This window comes from Streptomyces sp. NBC_01381, from assembly GCF_026340305.1.
Lineage (GTDB): Bacteria > Actinomycetota > Actinomycetes > Streptomycetales > Streptomycetaceae > Streptomyces.
Genome location: NZ_JAPEPI010000001.1, coordinates 152,104 through 170,987, shown reverse-complemented (window position 1 = coordinate 170,987; position 18,884 = coordinate 152,104). Strand labels below are relative to the sequence as shown.

The window sequence follows — 18,884 nt, the reverse complement described above, 5'->3', positions numbered from 1 at the left end:
AACTTGCCGTAGGTGATCTGGGCAAGAGTGTGGAGTGAACGGGGAGATTCATGGGAGAGCCTGCAGAAAAGGGCGGCAGCAGCAGCGACGGCGACGGATTCTCCGGCATTGATCCGGAACGCCTGGCCAAGACGATCCAGTCGCTCGACAAGGATCAGAGCAAGATCATGACCAGCGTCGGCTGGATCAAGTCCAGCTTCGAACGCTACGGAGTCGGCGTCGAACCGCTGACCGAGCTGAAGTCCATCGCGGGCTGGGCCAATGAACAGCTTCCCATGCTCAGACGCCGACACCACCTCTCCATTGCCGAGGACGAGAAGTACGGCCATGGCTACAAGGGCATGGTGAAGATCCAGGAAAGCATGGTCGGGCAGACCAAGCAGTCCTTGAAAGACGGCAAGGAATTGGGCAAGAAGTTCAAGGAAGGCCTGAACGACGGGGACGATCCCACCCCCGAGATGTACGCTGACCTGCGCGCTCACAAGGGAGACGCGGACTATGTGAAGGCCTTCTACGACGAGCTCGGTCCGCAGCGGGTTGGGTGGCTGTCCACAGTAATGGGCGACCGCAACAATGACCGCTACAAGGATCACCCCGACGAGCGCGAAAAGGACCGTTCGGTCATCGCCGACACCTTTGGTACGTACACCAAGGTGGCCTTCGAGGGGAAGTCGGCCAAGGCGAAGCAGCAGGCGTGGAACAAGTGGTTCAGCGACTCGTCGCTGGACGAGTACGAAGGTTTCAGGCCGGACCGTCTGACCCCCTTCCTCAAGGGCGGTTCGCACGACAAAGACTTCCTTGTCGCCTTCAGTGACCGGGTGCTCGACAAGAAGAAGCAGGGCAAGACCGATGAGCTCCGCTTCTTCGGGAACAACCAGACGGGCGAAGGGGAGTGGGGCAAGGACAACTACCAGCAGCTCTTCGACGCCGTTTCGGAGAACCCTGCAGCCGCAGGCGAAGCCATGGACCACAACTACGACTTCGTGCAGCATTCCCTCTACCCGACGGGCCCCTGGAAGGTGGACGAGCCGAAGGAGCGCGGCAAGGCCTTCTTCAACATGGTCAACGCCGCGACGGTGACGCTCAAGCAGACCAATCCGTCCCTCGCGGAGAAGAACACGGCCCGGATCCTCTTCGACAACTACCAGAACAGGAAGGGCAAAGACGGATTGGGCCACCCCATCGAAGGGACCCAGGCCCTCTACGCGAGCATCCTCACCGCGTACTGGAAGGACCTCGAACACGGAGTCACCTCCCCGGCAGGGAACACGCTCTGGGGAAGCGACATCAAGGCCAAGGGCGAGGAAAAGTACGCGACGACCACCAAGTGGAGCCTTCAGGACTACATGAAGGGCCAGGACTCGGGCCGTAGCGGGCTCGAGGCGTCCGACGGCCTGTGGCGCGCCCTCATGGAGGAATCGGCACGCGACCCCAAGGCGGCGGGCACACTGAGTGCCCTGTTCCAGCGGTACGACGAGAAGGCGCTCGACCACGCGTACTCGACGGAAAAGAGCTCCGAGCACGCCGGTGCCTTCGACTCCATGAAGCGCGGAATGATGCAGGAGTTCTACCAGGAGTCCATGAAAACGGCGTCCGGTGAGATCGAGGGCGACATCGACAAGTGGGTCACGGACACCAACAACTTCCGCGCGAAGATTATCGACACCGCCGGCGATGTAGCCCTGGGCGCAACGGGCGGAGCGGGCCTGGCCGGTGCCAAGGGCGCGGCTGTGGGCGTCGCGTGGGGCCTGGGCTCGGGGGTTGCCACCGGCCTGCTCAAGGACCTTGTGAAGGCCGATCCGGACGACGCGCCCAAGGGTCTCAAAGAGGCATTCAAGGGAGTCAAGGAGAACACCGCGGACTTCTCCTGGCAGACCGACTACCAGAACAACGCGGACGCGGCCCGCGAGCACGACAAGATCGAGCCCGTCACGATCGAGAGCGACGGCAAGGACGGCAGTCCGAAGGGCATCAAGGAGTACACGGGTGACGTCAAGGATTACGCCAAGGGCGACGGCAACTTCCTGAACAAGAAGGGCGAAATCAAGGACATCGGCGACATGAGCACCGCCGAGCGCACGGCCTACAACAAGTGGCTGCAGGACCCCGCCGTCGTCGCGGCGATCTGGCCGGAGTACTCGAGGGGCAGGAACGCGCGGGACTACCCCGGGCAGGACTCGTAGTGAATGGCTGAGCCAGTGAATGACTGAGTCAGTGAATCGCTGAGCGTGGCAGACACGTCAACTGTGACCGAGATTGATGGGTGTGTGAGTAATGGGAATCGCAGGCAGGGGCAGGAAATCCGCGGCGGCGGTCTCGGTCGCAGTCCTGTTGATGGCTGCTGCCGGGTGCGGCGACGACAAAGGATCGGACTCAGAGGGATCCGGGGGCGACGGGCCGCTGAGCCGGGCACAGCTCTCAAGTGCGGCGTTGGCGCAGGGAGATGTGCCGCGCTACACGATTCGCGAAGCGCCGGCCACCGGGGGCGCGGGTCCGACCCGTACTGCCAATAAGTCCTGCCGGCCCATCGTCGACGCGATGTACCCCGATGCCTCTGCCTACGATGATCGGCTGGTGCGACGGGACATCATCAAGACACCGGAAGGTTCGCAGACCCCCACCGCGGAATACCTGCTCTCCCTGTCGAGCGCCAAGTCCGAGTCGGCGGCCGAGCAGTCCGTGAAGGACCTCAAGAAGGCGATCTCCGCCTGCGGTTCGGGGTTCGAGACCACGCCTTCCGGCCTCACCTCGAAGATCCGCAGCGTGGCAGCCAACAAGTCCGACCTCGGTGACGACGGCGTCGACTTCTCGATCGAGTACCGCATGGGCAAGAAGGTCCGGTACGTGGTGAAGCAGAAGGGAGCGTCCGTGATCAGGGTGTCGGCTGTCACTGCGTCGTCTCTCGAGTTCGTCGCGGTGCCGTCGGAACTCGTGACCGGGCAGGAGAAGAAGTTGGACAAGGCGGCCGACAAGTGAACTGACGCCCGCCCGGCGTCAGTTCTTGTTGGGGAGGTGCACCCGGAGCACTGCAGTGTCCCAGTTCTCCGGGCTGCTCTTGTTTCCGCCGTCGGTGGTCACGGCAACGTACAGACTGTCCTTAGAGGTCGCGATGGCCTGCACTCCGGCGATGACGGGGGCCAGTTCTCCGTCGACCACGCGGTGGACAAGGTCTCCGCGCCCCGACTCGTTCAAGAGCTTCTTCTGGGAGTCGGATTCGACTCCCTGCCATCGGAAATCGCCCTCCAGGGCGGGGGCGTGATCCTTGCCCTCATCGGAGTAGTAGACCTCGTCGCGGCTCGGGATGACGGCCAGGCCTTCGCCTGGTTCGCCACCAGAACCGCTTTGGACCTGGGCGTCAAGGGCGTGCCCCACGGTGCCGAACGGTCCGGCGGGATCGCTGATCTTTCCAGGTGACTTGCCCGCGACGAACGGGCTGAGAGTGCCGTCCCGATTGATGCGGACGATGCCGGGGCCGGTGTTCCAATAGACGCCGTCCTTGGTGGCGGCGAGAGCTCCCGAGCGCGTGACGTCCGGAACAACGACGTCCTTCGCCTTTGTGCCGGCGCGGGGATTCACCCCGTTCCGCACGGCCGGGTTGGAGCGCTTCACCGACTCGCCGTCCTTGGCCGGACGGCCTGCCACGAGCTCGATCGACTTGCCGTTGAGCCTGTGTACGTAGGAGCCGTAGGGAGGGGTGCTGATCAGCTGATCACCCACGTACACGGTGCCGTCCTTGTCGACGGCGACCCCGCTAATCGTGGTGTTGCAGAAGGCGCTGAGGGAGGTGGCGAGGGGATTGGCCTTCTTCTCGCAGGTGCGGCTGGCTATGACCCTGTCCGCTTTCCCTGCCGGACTGACTTTCCACAGCTCCTGCTCCGCTGCCAGATAGATAGATCCATCGGGCGCCACGGCCGTCTGTTTCGTATTGACCGAATCCATCCCGGAGATTTGGATCCGCTCGGCGGCGCCGGAAGGCTTCTTCCGCCACATCACCATCGTGTCGTTCTCTTCGGCGAAGAGATAGGTGACGTTGTCGGGCGCCACCGCGAGGCCGCTGAACTGTCCCTGGATTGCGAGCCGGTCGCCCTTTCCTACGGCGTTGTCTCCGCCACCGAGTACGAAGTCGACATTCAGTGGGAGCGGGTCGTCATCGGAGGTAACGGCATAGATGCCGATTCCGGCGATCACGGCAATGGCCACGCCGCCGCCGAAGACACTTTGGCGCCGCCGACGGGACCAAGAACTGAAGCCGCTCACAAGACTCCGCCTCTCTCCGCTCACACCTCAGGAGCGGGCAGTTCGACGCACGATACGCAGCCCCACCGCGTCCTGCTGCTCCACGCCGCTATCCGTTACGACATGGATAGGAACAAAGACGACCATCCAGTAGAAGCCGAACAACCAGCGTCCTACGAGCCGGAGGAACCCTGGCCGGCCTCCGTCCGAGGCACGGACCACCCGCAGTCCGGTAAGCAGCTTTGCCAGGCTCGCCCGGGAGGCCAGCGTGAGGAGCACGTGGTTGAAAAGGGAGACCGCTACAGCAACACCGAGCGCCGTGGCCCACACCGTGGGTGATTGCGGTTGCAGTTCCACGAGTCCATCAACCACCTTGATGCCGGCGGCGGTACCGGCCGTGAGGCCGCACAGCAGGGCGATGAGGGCGTCGACGACGGCGGCGGTGACACGACGGGCCTGTGTCGGTGCCGCATCGCGGGTGGACGTGCGTTGCTGGTGGGCCACGGCTCTGCTTTCCCCTACTTCTACTTCTACTTCTCGGCTCCGGACTTCTTCTTCTCTTCCTCTTCCTTCTCCACGCGCTTGAGAGCCTTGTCTATCGCGGCACGCGCGTTGGCCACGGCATCCTTTATCTGCTTCTTGTGGCCGGCGTATTCGGTCCGGAACCGCTCGCTCTTGGGGCCCTTCCAGGTGTCCGTGCCGCAGAGGTTCTGGACGTTGTCGACCGAGCGTTCCAACTCGTCCGCATACTGCTTGAGTTTGCGTACGTCCTCACGGCAGTCGCTCTCGCGTGACATCGTGCCGCCTCTCTCAGTTCGGGGTGATCAGCTTGGTGATCATCTTCCGCAGCGTGTTCTTGCCGACGGGGCGTGCCTGGATGCCGGTGGCCGCGTTCGGCTTCGCGACGTACACCGTCCACAGGGCCTTCTCGGTGGCGTACGTCGTGAGGAGCGGGCCGGGGGCATCGGCGAGGAGGACGGTCTGACCCACCACCAAGGCGTTGTTGATGGCCTCGGAGAGGTCGCGGCCGACGTTCTCCTGGCTGATCTGCTCGGGTGTGAGCAGCTGGACGCGGCCGTCCTTGTCGGCGACCTCGAAGGGGTCGACGAAGAGCAGCACCATGTCCGCCGCGTCCTTGGCGGAGCTGGCGAGCGTGAACACGTGGAGGCCGCCGGAGGTGACGCGCTCCACGAGGTAGAGGTCCTCACCGTGCACATAGACGAGCATGTGCGTGAGGCCGTTCGACGTGTGCTGCTCAACGGCCAGGGCCCGGGCGGCAGTTCGGCGCAGGGCAAGGGCCAGGCTCACCTCGGGGGTGATCCGCATGTCGAGGTCCACGCCGGACGGGGTGTTGCCCGGGTCCTCGGCCTGGTCGGCGGCCGCCTCGCCGGATGCGGAGTCGGTGGACGCCGCGCGGAGCACCGCGTCGAGCTCGTCGATGTTCGCGACCTCCACCGCCTCGCGGGAGACGAGTGACCGCAGCGCGGTGGCGTACACCCATTCCCGCTCCTGGCCGGAGAGTTCGGTGAGTCGCGGGGTCGGGGCGACGCATTCGGTCAACGAGTCGGGATCGAGGATGGCGATCTCTTCATCGGTGAGGCGCAGGAGGGGCTGCGTGCCTCCCTCGGCGAGTGCCTCGGCCAGGATTCCGCGGAACTCCTCGAGCTCCATGTCAATGTCAGGGCTTTGCATGATTGTGCGTCCGATGCTCGCTTACCAGAACTTGTATTTGCTGATGGTGTTGGGCACCAGATTGGTGACCGCGCTTTTTGCCCCGTTGACGATCTCGGCCCCCTTGTCCTTGATCTTGCCACCCCATTCTTTGGTGGACTTCCAGGCCTGTTTGGCCCCGGACTTGATGTCGTCCCCCCACTTGTCCCAGGCCCAACTGCCAAGGAAGTAGGCCCCGGCCACGCCGAGCGCGACCCAGCCTACGACGGGGACCGCGGCCGCGACGGCTGCCGATGCGCCGAGGGCGGTTGCCGCGCTCGCGCCGCCCAGGACGGCCACGGCGCCGCCCGCCTCCACGAATCCCATGGTGCGGTCGGCCGCTCCGTAGGCACCCTTGTGCGTGGGGACGAACATCTCCTTCACGCCGTGCACGACACTCAGCGGCAGGAGGACGCGCTGCGCGAGCATGCTGGCCCCCGGCGCCTTGCTGAAGAGCTTCGCGGCGTAGGGGATCTTCAGGCGCATGGCGAAACGACGGACGCTCTGCTGCCACTTCCAGGGCTCCTTGTACCAGTTACGGATCTTCTGGTCCTTGAGGAGCTCCTTCAGCAGTTCACCCCGCTTCGCCTTGATCCGGGCGTCCGACGAGCCGAAGTACTTGTTGAGTTCCCAGACGGCACGGGCGCCGGCGACGTTCTGGCCCTGCTGCCACCGGGCATAGAGATGCATCGAAGCTTCAATGGCCGTGGGGATCTTGAGGATCTTGAAAGGCGTCTTGATGTCCTTGAGGGTTCCGTCTTTGAACTCTTTCCACGTCTCAAGGGCGCCGGCGAGACTGGCAAAGGTGAGGACCGCCTCGGGGTCATCCTTGGCGATACCGAGACGGCGCCGGATGTCCTTGGCCTCATCCGTTGCCCAGGATGCCTTCTTGGGGAAGTCGGAAACTCCCTCGGCCTTGGCGTCCCATTTAGCGAGAATGCCGCTGATCAAACCGCCCTGGATGGTCAGTGTTCCGCCCATGACATCCACGGCGGCAGCCAACTTTGGCCCCTGGACGTCATTAATTCCCTTGAATCCCATTATCGCGTTCCTAGGTGGTTATGTTCCTGCGGCGGGAATCGGCGGCTGGAATCGGCTGGCGGTGGCTGGCTTGAGCTGGGGGGCAAGTTCGGCTCCCATTTGGGCAAGGATTGTCTCCAGGGAGTCGACGATATCTGTGGGGTTGTTGGTTCCGCCAGCGTTAATATTGGGACAAAGCGTCACATTCAGCGAGAACGTCGTCGTGCGTGACGTGAGGCACAGCTGAGGCACAACAGCCGGGCGCCACGCTGCCGTTCGCGGTCGAGAACTATCGTTGCCCCCATGTGGCATGGACAGCAGCCGCCCGGCGGCGAGCAGAACCCGCAGGACCGGAACCCGTACCAGCAGCCGGGGTACCAAGCGCCGAATCCGTACCAGCAGCCGGGGTACCAGCAGTCCAATGCGTATCAGCAACAAGGGCAGTGGGGCTCGCAGCCGATGATGCCGGGAGCGCCCCAGCAGCCCGGCGGTGGTGGCGGGGCCGGAGGCGGCGGGAACAGGACCAAGGTGATCGCCATCGCGGCGGCCACTGCCGTCGTGGTGGCTGCGGGAATCACCGGATTCCTCGTTCTGGGTGGCGACGAGGGCGACAAGGACGCTTCCGCCGCCCCGCAGAAGTCTTCCGCCGGGAAGCCCGGCCCCGAGGACTCCCCGTCGGATTCCTCGGGCGGCGACGACCCGCGTGGCACGGACAACGGCCCCAAGCCAACCGTCAAGGGCTGGCAGGTAGTTGTGAACCCCAAGCGCGGCACGGCCTTTGACGTACCCCCCGGCTGGGAGGTCAGGGCCGCGGACTCCGCAGTCGCATTCGAGGACGTCAAGACGGGGGAGCCGATCATCACCATGTCGGCGCCCGCGTACTACAAGTCGAAGTGGTGCTCGTCCGACGACGACAAGGACGGCTCGAGCGAGGACAAGGCACTCTCGGCCGTGGGGACCAAGGGCGCGAATGGTGCGAAGAACGCCGACGATGTCGCGTTGAACACGGTCTGGTGGTGGGTCTATGGCGCTTACGCGCAGCCGGACAAGAAGACCCTGCACTACGAGGAGAAGGCGAAGCCGTACACCACCAAATCCGGCGTCAAGGGCAGCATCGCGCGGGCCTGGTCCAAGAACGCGCCGCAACGCTACAAGTGCGACTCGGACGGCAAGGCGATCACGTTCGGTTTCAAGAACTCCGAGGGTGAGTACGTCGCTTGGAGCCTCTACAGCGCCAGGGGCGTCAAGGAGGAAGTCCCGGACGCCACCATCATGAAGATCCTGAGCACGGTGCGTCTACACGGGGATCCGTCGGATTCCTGAGTGGGGTGAATCGGGCTGAATGCATGTCGCCGGGGCTCTCTTGGCGGGGGCCTTTGAGGTCGGCTTCGCTCGGCGGTACTTCGGCGGTACTTCGGCGGTACTGAGGAAGGCCTGGTGCGAAGGTGGGCGTCGCACCAGGCCTTGATCGGGCTCCCCGGGCATCTGGGGCCCGCACGGTTCAGCGGTTGATGGACTGGATTTCCTCGACCGTGATGTTCTGCGTGGTGCCGAAGGTGCCGGCGGGCAGGTTGCCGCCCGGGACGCCCGTGCCCTCCCAGGTGACCTTCCAGGTGACGGTTGCCTTCAGCTCGTATGTTCCGTCTCCGGATGAGCGGAGGTAGGTCACGCCGCACGGCGGGATCTTGTCGGCGTTGCCCCGGGCGTAGGGGGCTCCGATGCTGCCGTCCTTGTTGATCGTGCACTCGCCGGACGCGGGGTGGCTCTGCGCGTCCTTCGTTCCGGGCTCGATCTTGAGCGACTGCGGTTCGGCGGTGGTCGTGGCCTCGATGTTCTGACCGCCGGCGTTGAGGGACGCGGTCACCGACACGGGCTTGAACTTCGCCTTGTCGAGCCAGGCCCAGGTGTGGAGGTTCACCTTCGTGACGTTCTCGGGGGCGAGCGTGACCTTGGTGCCGGGGATCTTGATCCTCGCGTAGGCGAGCTCGGCGAGGATCTCGGGTGTCACCGCGTTCTCGACCTCCGGGGTTTCCCCGTTGTCGACCCAGAAGGGTGGCTTCTTGCAGGCGAAGATGTCGCCACCCTCTTCGTAGGGCAGGGCGGCACGGTCCCAGAACATGCCCTTGCCCTTTTTGTCCATGTTGTAGTTCTTGTAGGGGTGACCTTCGACGTAATGCTTCTCGAAGGCGGCGACCGCTTCACCGAGCCCACTGGCGTGGGGGAGGTTCTTGGTCTTCATGTGGTCAGCTTTGAGCTGTTCCGGCGTGTACTTGGGCTCATACCAGCACGGGGGCGGCGTCCAGTCGGACGACTTCACCGCCATGGGGCCGCTGGACGGGCCGCTGCCGTTGCGGGAGAGGTCGAACCGGACTACGGACTCGATCTCTTCGCCTTTCCTGTCGCCGGACTGCTCGACGTTTCCTTCCGAGCCGCCGCCGGGGCCGTCTGCGAAGGCGGTGCTGGGCACGATCGAGATACCTGCGGCTGCGAGAACGAGCGCAGTGTTCCTCAGGGTCATCCTCACGGCTGGCACTGGTCTGCTCCTCTTTCCGACGAGACGGCAGTGGTCTTCCATACACCCTTGGCGCTCTTCTTGAGGCTGGCGTCGTAGAAGACGTAGGACTTCTTGGTCACCGGAGTCTTCTCGGGCTTGTCGGTCTTGCGGTCCTTGCCGAACCACTTGCTCTCGTCGCCGCAGTACGTCAGCCGGGCGGAACCGTCGGCCCGGAACTGTACTTCGCGGTCATAGAACCGGACTGTGCCGGTGACGGAGTAGCCGTCGTCCACCACGGACTTGATCCACTGGACAGCGCTGGCCGCGGCGTCGCCCTCCGAGTAGAACTGGACTGCTTCGGAACTCGGGTCACCCTTGATAATGGCGGCGTCGATCGCACGGTGCCGCTCCGCGTTGTCCGCGAGCACGGCGTCCTTCTTCGCGTCACCCGTTGTGGCGTCCCCGAACTTGAGGATGTCGTCCTTCGGCAGGGTGATCTTCGGGCGATCGGTGCCGGCGTCGGCCGAAGCGCTGGGCGATGCCGACTTCTTGGCACCCTGATCGGCACCCGCAATCTTGTCCTTGTCGCTGGCCTTGTCGCCGTCACCGCCCCCGCAGGCCGTCAGAAGCAGGGCTGCGGTCGCGGCGAGCGCGGCGGTGACGGGCATGGTGCGGCGGTTCACAGTCGGCTCCCGGTGGGGCGAGGGGTGTCTCCAACAGGCCGACGTTATCTGTGGGGTTGTTGGTTCCGCCAGGGTTGATAGCGGGGCAAGATGCGCCATTTTGATGGACTGTCATCGTGTCGTGACGCGAAGGGCGAGGCAGCGAAAGACCCCGGCTGCCTTGTGGCTGCCGGGGTCGCGAGGCTCGGTGGGGGTGTTTGCCGGTGCTATCGGGCGGTGTCGCAGTGTGCGCAGGCGCAGGAAGGATAGGCCGATGTGCGGGGGAGGGGGTCGATGCGGCTTCCGGTCCACGTGTGGACCTCGCCCCGGTCCTCGGTCACCGCACCCTCGGGCGATACCCGGTAGACGCGGATCGTCATTCGGGAGGGGCGGGGGTGGGGGTGGGGGTGGGGTGTCGCGTCGAGGAGTTCCAGCGCGTCGGCGGGTGGCGGGTAGTGCGTGGCGCAGGTCTGGCACGCGTAGACGTTGAAGCCGGGGCCCGTGGCCGCGTGCACCTCGTGTACGAGGACGGGGGCGTCGGTGGTGCGCTGGTAGCGGGCGCACATCCGGACGGGCGGGCGGGGGTGTGGGGTCATCGGGCGGCCATCCGTACGCCGTGGATGCTCTGCGGGCCCACGTCGATGCCGAGCGTGGCCAGGTACAGGGCGCGGCGGCGGGCGCGTTGGCGGCGCAGTTCTTCCGGGTCAAGTACGTAGGGGCGTACGAGGAGTTGGGCGCTGACGTCGAGGAGTTCGGTGAAGGGGAGTGGAAGGGAGGGGGCGTGCCGTACTGGTGCGGTGCCGGCTCGGTGGCGGCCGCGGGGGTGGGGGGTGCAGAGCGTGAGGGTCCACCGTAGGAAGTGGGCGATAGAGTCGCGCATGTCGGCGCTCCTTCGAAGCGTTCGGCCATGCCCCGGGGCGGCCTTCATCCGTTGCCGGGGTCTCTTGTCGGCCTACCGTAGAGTGAGGTGTAAAGACCTGTCTGTACCTAGGCTATGACAGCAGCTTCTATGCCTGGCTCGCATGGCCTACGTACAGTTCGGTTGTGTTCGAATTCAATCCAACCAGGCCCAAGTGGGAGCAGATCGCCGAGGAGGTCCGGAGGCGGATCGCCGACGGGGAGTACCCCGTGCACGGGCTGATCTCCGAAGTGAAGCTGGAGCAGGAGTTCGGCGTATCCCGCGTCACTGTCCGCAAGGCCACCGCCGCCCTCCGAGCCGAAGGCCTCATCGTCACCACCCCCGGCATGGGGTCGTTCGTCGCCGACGGGTGATGTCGCCATCGAGGGGACACCTTCGTGTATACGCACCGTATACTGGCCGCATGTCCGACGTCATGATCCGCGTGCCCGCCGAGGTGCGCGACCAGCTCGCCGCTGTCGCTGAAGCGCGTGGCACCAGTCTCCGTGCCCTGATGCAGGATCTCGCCGCCCGTACGCTCACGCCTGAGCAGCTGAAGGAACGGGCTGATCGAACCCGCACCCTGCTCGCCGAGCATCTCGGGCATCACGTGACGGACGAGGAGTCCGCCGAGATGCGGCGCAAGATGCGGGAAGCGACCGCTGCGCATCGGGCCGCCCTCGCCGATGATTCGGATGGCTCGGAGACATCCCGGTGAACGGGATCGAGCACTTCGTGCTCGACACCCCGACGCTCCTCGCCATGGGGGGCAACAAGCAGGTCTCAGGCCTCATTCACGCGGCGTCCGGCAGTGATGACGTGCTGCTCTGGGTTCCGGTCGTCTGCTCCTTGGAAGCGGAGCGGGAGCGGCCAGGAATCGTCGAGTACATCGGCGTCATGGTGGATGTGCTGCATCTGATCGACGACGACTACGCGACGGCTGTGACGCTGGCGGCACTTCAGCGTGATGGCGTGCCTTACGGCGTTGGCGCTGCCGTGCACGCGGCCCGGCCGAATCACGTCTTGCCTGGGGGCGCGCTCGTCGCCACGGTTTCTCCAGATGTCTACGAAGGGCTCGGCGTCGGAGTCATGGACTTGAACCGCTGAGAGCGCTGAGACTGTGGCGCTCAGCCCGGCACCCGGCACCGAGACCTCTCGATTGAGTCCGTGCGCGCCGCTATCGGTGGGGTTGGGCCTCGCACCAGGGGAACCGTGGAGTTATGGGTGTGCCGTGGTTCGGTGCGAGGGCTCGATGAGGCGCCCACAAGGCCACAAGGCCACCAAGGGATCGAGGAGTTGGGGACGGCGGGAGGGGCAGGGATGGGGCCGGGTGTCAGGGCCGTGCCGCCGGGTGGGCGGGGTGGGGTGGCTGTTGATCCGAGGGTCTCGATGTGGGGCGCGGTCGTTGTGGCGGTGTTCGGGTGGGTGGCCGCGGCCGTCATCGTCGGCGTCTCGTATCTGGCGTTGGGCATGGAATGGATCGCCATCTCGGTCGGGGTGCTGCTGTGCTTCACCTTCGCCATCGTGCTGAGTCTCCTCCACCGCGCCGTCTGGCTGGCCGTGTTGTCCCTGGGGCCGGGACTGTTCGTCCTGGTCGGGGCCGTTCAGTACGCACCCGAAGCGGCACTGGAACAGCGCGGGATCCGCGCGAGCGTGGTGGTCGTGGAGGACAGCGCTGCGGGCGCAGCGGACGAGCCGCATCGCCTCACTCTGCGGAGCTCCGACGGTTCAGAGCTGGCGGAGAAGCTGGAGTACGACAGCAGCTACTCCGGCGTGCCGGACGTGGGTGAGCGGCTCGAGGTCATTCGTGACCCCGAGGGCACGGTGGGCATGGAACAGGCCGACGACGTGGATGCCGCCAACCGGTTGGGCGGCCTGATCGCCGGCGTGGTGCTGTGGACGTTGATGGTGGTTCTGGCGGGCCGTCGTGGCCATGTACGCCGCCGGCGGGGTCTTGAGTCCTCCTTTGCGGATCTCGCCTGAGCGGTCGGCGAAGACAAGGATGGGGTGAATGCAGTGATCGGCGCCGGGATGGTGGCCGATGGCGTCCCGGCGATCACCGAAAAGGGCCCGGCACTTGGCGCGTGGCCCGGCCTTGGCTCGGTGAAGGTGAGGCCGTTCACCACGAAGTAGAGGGCGGGCGGGCGATGGTGCCGCCGGATGTGCTTCATAGGGGCCGTGTGTGGCCGGAGCGGGCCCGCCTACCTAGGGCGCTCCGCATGTTCGTCTCTCCCCCCCCGCACTCGATGGCAGCCGTCGGTACCGGCTGGTCGTCGGCACGATGCTGTTCGTCTTCATGCTCGCGATGGGGGTGGGGCTCACGGCCGCGGCCGTGAACAGTGCGATCGGCGGGCTTGCGCGCGTCGGGCTCGGGGCCGGTGCGGTGTCGGCGTTCGTCGTCGCCTGGTGGTGCGCCCGCTACTGGTACGCCGCCTTCTCTCCGGGCCGCCGCGCGGAACCGGCGCCGGAGCCCAACCCCTGGCCGTGGGTGCTGCCTTGGGCGGTTCTGGTCGTGGCGCTCCTCGTCACCGGCGTGCGTCAGCTGGGGCGCGGGGAAGACGAGGGCTGGTTCACGTTGGGGTTCGGCGGGTCTTTGGTGATGCCTGCGATCGTCGGTGGACTGATGGGCCTGTGGGTGTCGGCGCGGTTGCCGCGGGGGAGTGCGAGGCGTGCGAGGCGTGCGAGGCGTACGAGGCGTGCTGCCCCGGCCGCGCCGCGACTGGGGCTCCATCGGCTGACCTGCCCCACTGCCGGCGGAACGCTCCCGACTGTGCGGCGGAGTTCGAGCAGCCACCGCTGATGGCGGTCACACGTCTGGGGCGGTTACTCGGTCCGGGAGCTTTGAGGGGCGGTCGCAATCCGCTTGCTTGTGGGCGGTGTGGGCGAAGTCCAGGGCCAGGTCGATGAGTTGCTGCCGGTTTTCCTTGTCAGAGCCTTGGAGGGGTTCTACGGCTAGGGCATATACGTTCAGATCGGTGTTCGGTAGTGCGTCCTTCCTGCCGCTCCTATAGCAAGGTACATAGATCCCGGCCACACCTGGTGTCGAGACGCCCCTGACCCCGGCGTCGAAGTAGGTGGCCTTGCCTTTGAGGGGTGGCAGCAGTTCGTCCTCCCACACTTTTTGGGACGGGGCGGTGAACGTGTGGGCGGTCAGGCTCAGAAGCCGGTTATCACCGTCGTCCACTCCACAATTAATGCGGTACCGCCAACCTGTGTCGGTTGAAAACCTCTCCCGCAGGTCGTAGTGGCTGGATGGCGGTAGCGCGGAGTTAAAGATGTCGGCTGCTGACTGTTTGTCGTTCAGGTTGCGACAGACTTCATCTGCCTGTATGCGTTCGCGGGTCCACGAGTCGAATGCGCCGAAGTAGTAGGCAAGACTCACAGCGGTGGCGACAGCAGCAGTGCCAGCGGCAGCGACCAGGCCATAGACGCGGGACTTACGGGAATGCTTGCGGTCATGTGGCTCGGTCAAGGAAGGTCACCTCATCGCTCTCAAACTAGATGACAGATACGGTGGCATTACTATCTCTGATCAGATCACCTGCATCACGAAATCCCTTGCTGGTATCACCACCGGCTCGGGACTCGGCAGCCTCGGAGCCGGTAGCCTCCTTTACCGCATGCTGAGAGGTCAGGATTACCGAATACTCGACCTTATCCATTTCCTTCACGTTCTGGTAAACCTGCTCCTTCGCTTCTTTCCCGCCATCATCGCCGAACCCATTAATGATGCCATCGAAGATCTTCGTCGAAGCCGTCCCTGCCAGGCCGCCCACGACGACACCCCCGGGGCCACTGAACGGTGCCGTCGCAACACCTGCCGCACTGCCGACAACAGAACCACCCCACGTGCTCACGTGTCCCTTCCACGCATCATCTCGCGCGGCTGCGTCAGCATCGCTCTCGTCGGCCTGGAAATGCCGAGCTTTTCCGATGACGCCTTGGAAGAGGCCGGTATCGTAGGAGATTTGACTGATGGTCTCATCGGTGTTCAGCGGATAGGTGTCAGGATGCTTTGCCTGCTGTTCCATCAGGGACGCGGCATATACGTGCTGGGAGATGTTAAGGGTGTCGTATCCTTCCTCGTTGCGGGCTACCGTATGCAGGAATCGCGCGGCGTCGTAGTTATCGATTTTGGCGACGGCTCCCAAGGTCGGAAAGAGCTGGCTTCCGAGGGACTTGTCTGGGGTCATGCCGCGATGCAGATCCGGCATGTATTCAGCGGCTGCGTTCGCGAAGCTGTCCGACATATATGCGTGATCGCGCAGCCGGTCCTGGTCCTCGGACACCGACTTGACCACATCCGAGAACAGGGCAGCCTGCTCCTTGGAGTGTTTCAGGTCATCGGCAGTGGCCGGCTCGCCAGGGCGGTGGCCCGTCGTGGCAGCCTCGAGCGCCCAGGCCATCGAGTTGCGGCCGGTCACGCTCTCCTTGCCTTCCATGCTGTCGTCCTGCCACTCGCGCTCCTCGAAAAGGTACTTGAAGTTGGACTCGGGTTTGCCGTCGGCGCCCTTCTGTTTGTCGGTGAAGAACTCGGTAGACGCATCGGGGCTGTTGGATAGAGCCTTCATGAACCCGGTCATCGGGTCGGCGCCCATATCGTTTCCGATGTGGTTGAGCGTGCCGTCGTCTGCGTTCCAGCCGGTCCAACCCGAACCAGGGCCCTCCATCACCGACTTGTCCTCCTTGACGAGGGCTTTTCCGTAGCTGTAGAGGAACTTGTCGTCATAATCCCCGAAGCGCATCAGGTTGCTCATGACGACGAACCCCTTGGGGCCACCGGAGTCGCCGTGAGGAGGGGGACCGGATTCCCTGACCGGCTCGCTGCCGAGCTCGATCATCTCCTTCTTCCAGCGATTCATGGCTGGAGTGCCGGAGTTCGTGGCCTGGGCGATGGTGAAACTGAGGTTTCGCTGCAGATCATCGAGATCGCTTTCGCGTTCAAAGTCCGAGTTTCTGCCGTACCCGGGGTCGTCGCCGAGGCGGCTCGCCTGCTCCCAGAACTGCAGTGTCTTCTTGGGCCCGAGGGCGGCCGCGAACTTCTCGGCGAAGGGGTACTCGTCATGGTTGGTCGCGAAGAGCCGGTTCAACTCGTCGAACTCTTTGGGAGTGAGGTCTTCAGGGTCCTTCTTGGCGAGCTTCGCAGCACGCTTAGCATCCTTCGCCGCAGCCGCGTTGGCGGCCCGCGTCACGCTCGCCTCGTTGATCTGGACCATGCCCTTGCCACCGGGATACGGCACGCTGTCCATTTTCATGGACAGGTGGTAGCGCCGTTTGAGAAGCGGCAGTTCGTCACTCGCCCAGTTCGCCACGCGCAGGACATCCGCGAGTTCATCGGCGCCCACTCCGTAGTAGGCGAGCTGCAATTTGTAGTAGCCCGCCCTGTCCGAGAGCTTCTCGTGATCACGCCGAATGGACTCGATCGTCCCCTTCAGGGCGTCCGGGTCGATGCCCGAGAAGACACCCGAAGGGCCTGGGTTGTCTGCACTGACCATGCCGGACTGTTTCCTCTCGCTTGTGAGATATGCAGGTATCGCTGAACTGCCCAGTTAGAGGCGCCTGTTCCGGTTCATCGATGTGGCTTCTTCAGGTGTGACTTTTTCCGGCATTCGGTCGATTTCGCGTTGAATGTCGGCGAGAACCTTGTCGATGCGCATACGTGCCGTCTTGCGATGCCCGGCGACATCGCTGTGCCACTTGTTGGCTGTCGTTCCCACCCATGACTTCTTGGAGTTCGCTCCACCTTTACCGATGTCTTCGGCGGCCCGCTTCAATGCGCCGACAAGACTGTCCCGCTCTTTCTCAAGTTCCCGCTTCAAGCCCACCAGGCGCTCTCTGTCTGGGTTGTCCACCTTGGGCTTTTTGTCGCTATCCCCCACACCTCTCCCTTCGCAACAGTTAATCATTGCACGGGGGCTGGAATGGTGAAAGCTTTCTCTGTTGCAGGGCGCGTTGAGGTATGTAGTTTCGCCATCTTTGCGACGGGAAGCATTGCGGAAAGGTAGAGGGGCCCAACGGGGGGTTGTCGCCTTCCCGTTGGGCCCCTCTGCGCGAAGTGCCGCGTGGTGCTTGCAGCGTGCCCGCATCGTGGCTGTGTTGTCCGCTCAGCGGTTGATGGACTGGATCTCCTCGACGGTGATCGGCTGGTCGTTGCCGTACTCGCCGTTGGGCAGGTCCCCGCCCGCGCCGCCCGTGCCGGTCCAGGTGATCTCCCAGGTGGCGGTGGCCTGGAGGTTGAACGTGCCGTTGCCCGACGAGCGCTGGTAGGTGACGCCACAGGGCGGCGTCTGCTCCGACTTGCCCTTTGCGTACGGCTCGCCGATCGAACCGTCGTCGTTCATCTCGCACTTGCCGGAGGCGGGGTGCAGCGTGGCGTCTTCCGTACCGGGCTTAATGCTGAGCGCGACGGGCTTCGCGACGGTCGTCGCCTCGATGTGCAGCCCCGGGGCGTCGAGCGAGGCGGTCACGGACACGGGCTTGAAGTCACCCTTGTCGAGCCAGGCCCAGGTGGGGAGATTGACCTTGGAGGGGCCGTCGGGGGCGAGGGAGACTTTGGTGCCGGGGACCTTGATCTGGTTGTAGGCGAGTTCGGCGAGGATTTCCGGGCTGATGGCGTTCGGGACGTCCGGGATCTCGCCGTTTTCGACCCAGAAGGGGGGATCAAGGCACTTCGACTGCTCGGCGACGGTGGCGTCGGGGCTGAACTGGGCGCCCCACCACATCCCTTCCTTCTCCTTGTCGATGTTGTAGTTGTCCTTGGCGTAGGCCTGGTTCTCGTCGGACATGTCCTTCAGGGCATCCCGTGGAGCGCCGGGGTCGTGCCTCGCGGTGAAGTACAGCCGGTCGCGGAACTTCGCGAACTCGCCGGCCTTCCACTCCGGGGCGTACCAGCAGGGCGGCGGTGTCCAATTGGGGTCGACCGACGTGACCGTGCCGCCGCCCGGGGAGGTCCCGGTGGTCTTGTAGGTGATCTTGGCCTGGGCGGCGACCGTGCGATCGGGCCCCTTGGATCCCTGGCTGTCGGTCTTGACGGGGTCCGCCGCCATGGCGGGAGCGCCCGCCAACAGGACGAGTGAGCCGCAAACAGCCGACACTATAAGTGGCTTACGCATACCTGTCCCCCGTTGTTCCTGTCGTCCCCGTTATCCCATGCATTGCTGAGATTCGCCCTCCACCTTGATGAGGTCGGCCCGCCACAGTCCCTTGGTGCTCTTGGCGGCAGTCATCGAGATCTGCCAGGAGGAGTAGTCCTTGATGCTCGGCTTGGTGCGGAGCACCTTCTTGGTCTTGACTTCCTTGCCGAAGAGCTTGTTGTCATTGGTGCAGAAGGTGACGGCGATGGTCTTCTTCTTCGTGACGGTCTGGACCTTCACGTCTGTGTATCGGCGCTCACCGGTGACCGTGTAACCGGCGTCGATGTGGTCCTTGATCTGCTTCTTGGCGTACGTCTGCGCGGGGCTGCTGATCTCCGAATAGAACTTGAACGCGGCGTCGTCCGCATCCTGCTTGATGATTCCGTACTCAATGGCTCGCGCGTAATTCTGGGCGTCGTTCAGCGCCGCCACCTGGTCCGGGTCTGACAGGTTGATCTTGTCGAAGACAAGATCAACATCGGACGGGAACTTCATCTCCGGCCGGTCGATGTCCGAGGCTCCGCCGGCGTCAGGGCTCGGAGAAGCGCTCTTCTTGGTGTCACCGGAACCGGCCCCCGGGATCTTGTCGCCGCCCGAATCCTTGCTGTCCCCGCCCCCGCACCCGGTCAGGAGGAGAGCAGCGGCAGCCGCCATCGAAACGGCGGCGACGGGCAGGGTGCGACTGCGGTTCACTTAGGACTCCCGGTGGGGCGACGGTTCTGCATGCCATC

General features: G+C 64.6%; 22 protein-coding genes. 8 read left to right on the top strand and 14 right to left on the bottom strand.

Going from position 1 to position 18,884, the window contains the following annotated elements; all coding sequences use genetic code 11:
* Positions 1–50: 50 nt before the first annotated feature.
* Positions 51–2,183: a hypothetical protein gene (locus tag OG453_RS00860; protein ID WP_266863454.1), complete on the top strand. Its 2,133-nt coding sequence runs from the start codon at positions 51–53 to the stop codon at positions 2,181–2,183.
* Between the two features lie 391 nt (positions 2,184–2,574).
* Positions 2,575–2,976 (top strand): hypothetical protein, encoded by a 402-nt coding sequence (locus OG453_RS00855; protein WP_266863452.1) that lies wholly within the window; start codon positions 2,575–2,577, stop codon positions 2,974–2,976.
* 18 nt (positions 2,977–2,994) lie between these two features.
* On the opposite strand, the gene OG453_RS00850 is transcribed toward OG453_RS00855, so the two are convergent.
* The 5 genes from OG453_RS00850 to OG453_RS00830 all read right to left on the bottom strand — a co-directional run bounded on the left by OG453_RS00850 (position 2,995) and on the right by OG453_RS00830 (position 6,987).
* Positions 2,995–4,200: a hypothetical protein gene (locus OG453_RS00850; RefSeq protein ID WP_266863450.1), complete on the bottom strand. Its 1,206-nt coding sequence runs from the start codon at positions 4,198–4,200 to the stop codon at positions 2,995–2,997.
* Between the two features lie 84 nt (positions 4,201–4,284).
* On the bottom strand, positions 4,285–4,740 hold the full coding sequence (locus tag OG453_RS00845; protein WP_266863448.1) for an RDD family protein: 456 nt from the start codon (positions 4,738–4,740) through the stop codon (positions 4,285–4,287).
* Positions 4,741–4,766: 26 nt separating this feature from the next.
* Positions 4,767–5,033, bottom strand: coding sequence for a hypothetical protein (locus OG453_RS00840; protein ID WP_135332408.1), 267 nt, complete (start codon positions 5,031–5,033; stop codon positions 4,767–4,769).
* Positions 5,034–5,046: 13 nt separating this feature from the next.
* A complete protein-coding gene (locus OG453_RS00835) occupies positions 5,047–5,907 on the bottom strand; it encodes a hypothetical protein (protein WP_266863444.1) in 861 nt (286 codons plus the stop codon).
* Positions 5,908–5,949: 42 nt separating this feature from the next.
* The gene (locus OG453_RS00830; protein ID WP_266863443.1) at positions 5,950–6,987 is read right to left on the bottom strand and encodes a hypothetical protein; all 1,038 of its coding nucleotides are present in this window, start codon (positions 6,985–6,987) and stop codon (positions 5,950–5,952) included.
* Between the two features lie 282 nt (positions 6,988–7,269).
* On the opposite strand from OG453_RS00830, the gene OG453_RS00825 reads away from it, so the two are divergent.
* Positions 7,270–8,289 carry a hypothetical protein gene (locus OG453_RS00825; protein WP_266863442.1) on the top strand — a complete coding sequence of 340 codons (1,020 nt, stop codon included), beginning with the start codon at positions 7,270–7,272 and terminating at the stop codon, positions 8,287–8,289.
* Between the two features lie 178 nt (positions 8,290–8,467).
* Here the strand turns inward: OG453_RS00825 and OG453_RS00820 are convergent, their stop codons facing one another.
* From OG453_RS00820 to OG453_RS00805, 4 genes are all read right to left on the bottom strand, one after another.
* Positions 8,468–9,484 carry a hypothetical protein gene (locus OG453_RS00820; RefSeq protein WP_266869659.1) on the bottom strand — a complete coding sequence of 339 codons (1,017 nt, stop codon included), beginning with the start codon at positions 9,482–9,484 and terminating at the stop codon, positions 8,468–8,470.
* 2 nt (positions 9,485–9,486) lie between these two features.
* Positions 9,487–10,143 carry a hypothetical protein gene (locus OG453_RS00815; protein WP_266863441.1) on the bottom strand — a complete coding sequence of 219 codons (657 nt, stop codon included), beginning with the start codon at positions 10,141–10,143 and terminating at the stop codon, positions 9,487–9,489.
* 206 nt (positions 10,144–10,349) lie between these two features.
* A complete protein-coding gene (locus tag OG453_RS00810; RefSeq protein ID WP_266863439.1) occupies positions 10,350–10,718 on the bottom strand; it encodes a hypothetical protein in 369 nt (122 codons plus the stop codon).
* Complete coding sequence (locus tag OG453_RS00805; RefSeq protein WP_266863437.1) at positions 10,715–11,002, bottom strand: hypothetical protein; 288 nt, start codon at positions 11,000–11,002, stop codon at positions 10,715–10,717. The genes OG453_RS00810 and OG453_RS00805 overlap by 4 nt, the downstream gene beginning before the upstream one ends.
* Positions 11,003–11,166: 164 nt before the next feature.
* Here OG453_RS00805 and OG453_RS00800 point away from each other — a divergent pair, with 164 nt between their 5' ends.
* The 5 genes from OG453_RS00800 (at position 11,167) to OG453_RS00780 (ending at position 13,820) form a co-directional block, all read left to right on the top strand.
* The gene (locus tag OG453_RS00800; RefSeq protein ID WP_266863435.1) at positions 11,167–11,394 is read left to right on the top strand and encodes a GntR family transcriptional regulator; all 228 of its coding nucleotides are present in this window, start codon (positions 11,167–11,169) and stop codon (positions 11,392–11,394) included.
* A 50-nt stretch (positions 11,395–11,444) separates the two neighbouring features.
* On the top strand, positions 11,445–11,738 hold the full coding sequence (locus OG453_RS00795) for an Arc family DNA-binding protein (protein WP_266863433.1): 294 nt from the start codon (positions 11,445–11,447) through the stop codon (positions 11,736–11,738).
* A complete protein-coding gene (locus OG453_RS00790; RefSeq protein ID WP_266863431.1) occupies positions 11,735–12,127 on the top strand; it encodes a hypothetical protein in 393 nt (130 codons plus the stop codon). Before OG453_RS00795 ends, OG453_RS00790 begins: the two co-directional genes overlap by 4 nt.
* Before the next feature lie 318 nt (positions 12,128–12,445).
* Positions 12,446–13,003, top strand: coding sequence for a hypothetical protein (locus OG453_RS00785; RefSeq protein WP_266863429.1), 558 nt, complete (start codon positions 12,446–12,448; stop codon positions 13,001–13,003).
* Positions 13,004–13,301: 298 nt separating this feature from the next.
* A complete protein-coding gene (locus OG453_RS00780; protein ID WP_266863427.1) occupies positions 13,302–13,820 on the top strand; it encodes a hypothetical protein in 519 nt (172 codons plus the stop codon).
* Positions 13,821–13,826: 6 nt separating this feature from the next.
* On the opposite strand, the gene OG453_RS00775 is transcribed toward OG453_RS00780, so the two are convergent.
* The 5 genes from OG453_RS00775 to OG453_RS00755 form a co-directional block, all read right to left on the bottom strand.
* Positions 13,827–14,492, bottom strand: a complete 666-nt coding sequence (locus OG453_RS00775) for a hypothetical protein (RefSeq protein ID WP_266863425.1) — start codon at positions 14,490–14,492, stop codon at positions 13,827–13,829.
* A gap of 25 nt (positions 14,493–14,517) precedes the next feature.
* A complete protein-coding gene (locus OG453_RS00770; RefSeq protein WP_266863423.1) occupies positions 14,518–16,515 on the bottom strand; it encodes a DUF6571 family protein in 1,998 nt (665 codons plus the stop codon).
* 54 nt (positions 16,516–16,569) lie between these two features.
* Entirely contained in the window at positions 16,570–16,899 is a 330-nt protein-coding gene (locus tag OG453_RS00765; RefSeq protein ID WP_266863421.1) for a hypothetical protein, read from the bottom strand.
* A 225-nt stretch (positions 16,900–17,124) separates the two neighbouring features.
* On the bottom strand, positions 17,125–18,066 hold the full coding sequence (locus OG453_RS00760) for a hypothetical protein (RefSeq protein ID WP_266863419.1): 942 nt from the start codon (positions 18,064–18,066) through the stop codon (positions 17,125–17,127).
* A 96-nt stretch (positions 18,067–18,162) separates the two neighbouring features.
* Positions 18,163–18,846 (bottom strand): hypothetical protein, encoded by a 684-nt coding sequence (locus OG453_RS00755; RefSeq protein WP_266863417.1) that lies wholly within the window; start codon positions 18,844–18,846, stop codon positions 18,163–18,165.
* Positions 18,847–18,884: the final 38 nt, after the last annotated feature.

Bases quoted from the DNA above. Each gene is read 5' to 3' on its own strand.
- OG453_RS00760 (WP_266863419.1), bottom strand. From the start codon at position 18,066: ATGGCGGCGGACCCCGTCAAGACCGACAGCCAGGGATCCAAGGGGCCC.
- OG453_RS00830 (WP_266863443.1), bottom strand. From the start codon at position 6,987: ATGGGATTCAAGGGAATTAATGACGTCCAGGGGCCAAAGTTGGCTGCC.
- OG453_RS00860 (WP_266863454.1), top strand. From the start codon at position 51: ATGGGAGAGCCTGCAGAAAAGGGCGGCAGCAGCAGCGACGGCGACGGA.
- OG453_RS00810 (WP_266863439.1), bottom strand. From the start codon at position 10,718: ATGACCCCACACCCCCGCCCGCCCGTCCGGATGTGCGCCCGCTACCAG.
- OG453_RS00840 (WP_135332408.1), bottom strand. From the start codon at position 5,033: ATGTCACGCGAGAGCGACTGCCGTGAGGACGTACGCAAACTCAAGCAG.
- OG453_RS00835 (WP_266863444.1), bottom strand. From the start codon at position 5,907: ATGGAGCTCGAGGAGTTCCGCGGAATCCTGGCCGAGGCACTCGCCGAG.
- OG453_RS00770 (WP_266863423.1), bottom strand. From the start codon at position 16,515: ATGGTCAGTGCAGACAACCCAGGCCCTTCGGGTGTCTTCTCGGGCATC.
- OG453_RS00780 (WP_266863427.1), top strand. From the start codon at position 13,302: ATGCTGTTCGTCTTCATGCTCGCGATGGGGGTGGGGCTCACGGCCGCG.
- OG453_RS00795 (WP_266863433.1), top strand. From the start codon at position 11,445: ATGTCCGACGTCATGATCCGCGTGCCCGCCGAGGTGCGCGACCAGCTC.
- OG453_RS00825 (WP_266863442.1), top strand. From the start codon at position 7,270: ATGTGGCATGGACAGCAGCCGCCCGGCGGCGAGCAGAACCCGCAGGAC.
- OG453_RS00820 (WP_266869659.1), bottom strand. From the start codon at position 9,484: ATGACCCTGAGGAACACTGCGCTCGTTCTCGCAGCCGCAGGTATCTCG.
- OG453_RS00805 (WP_266863437.1), bottom strand. From the start codon at position 11,002: ATGCGCGACTCTATCGCCCACTTCCTACGGTGGACCCTCACGCTCTGC.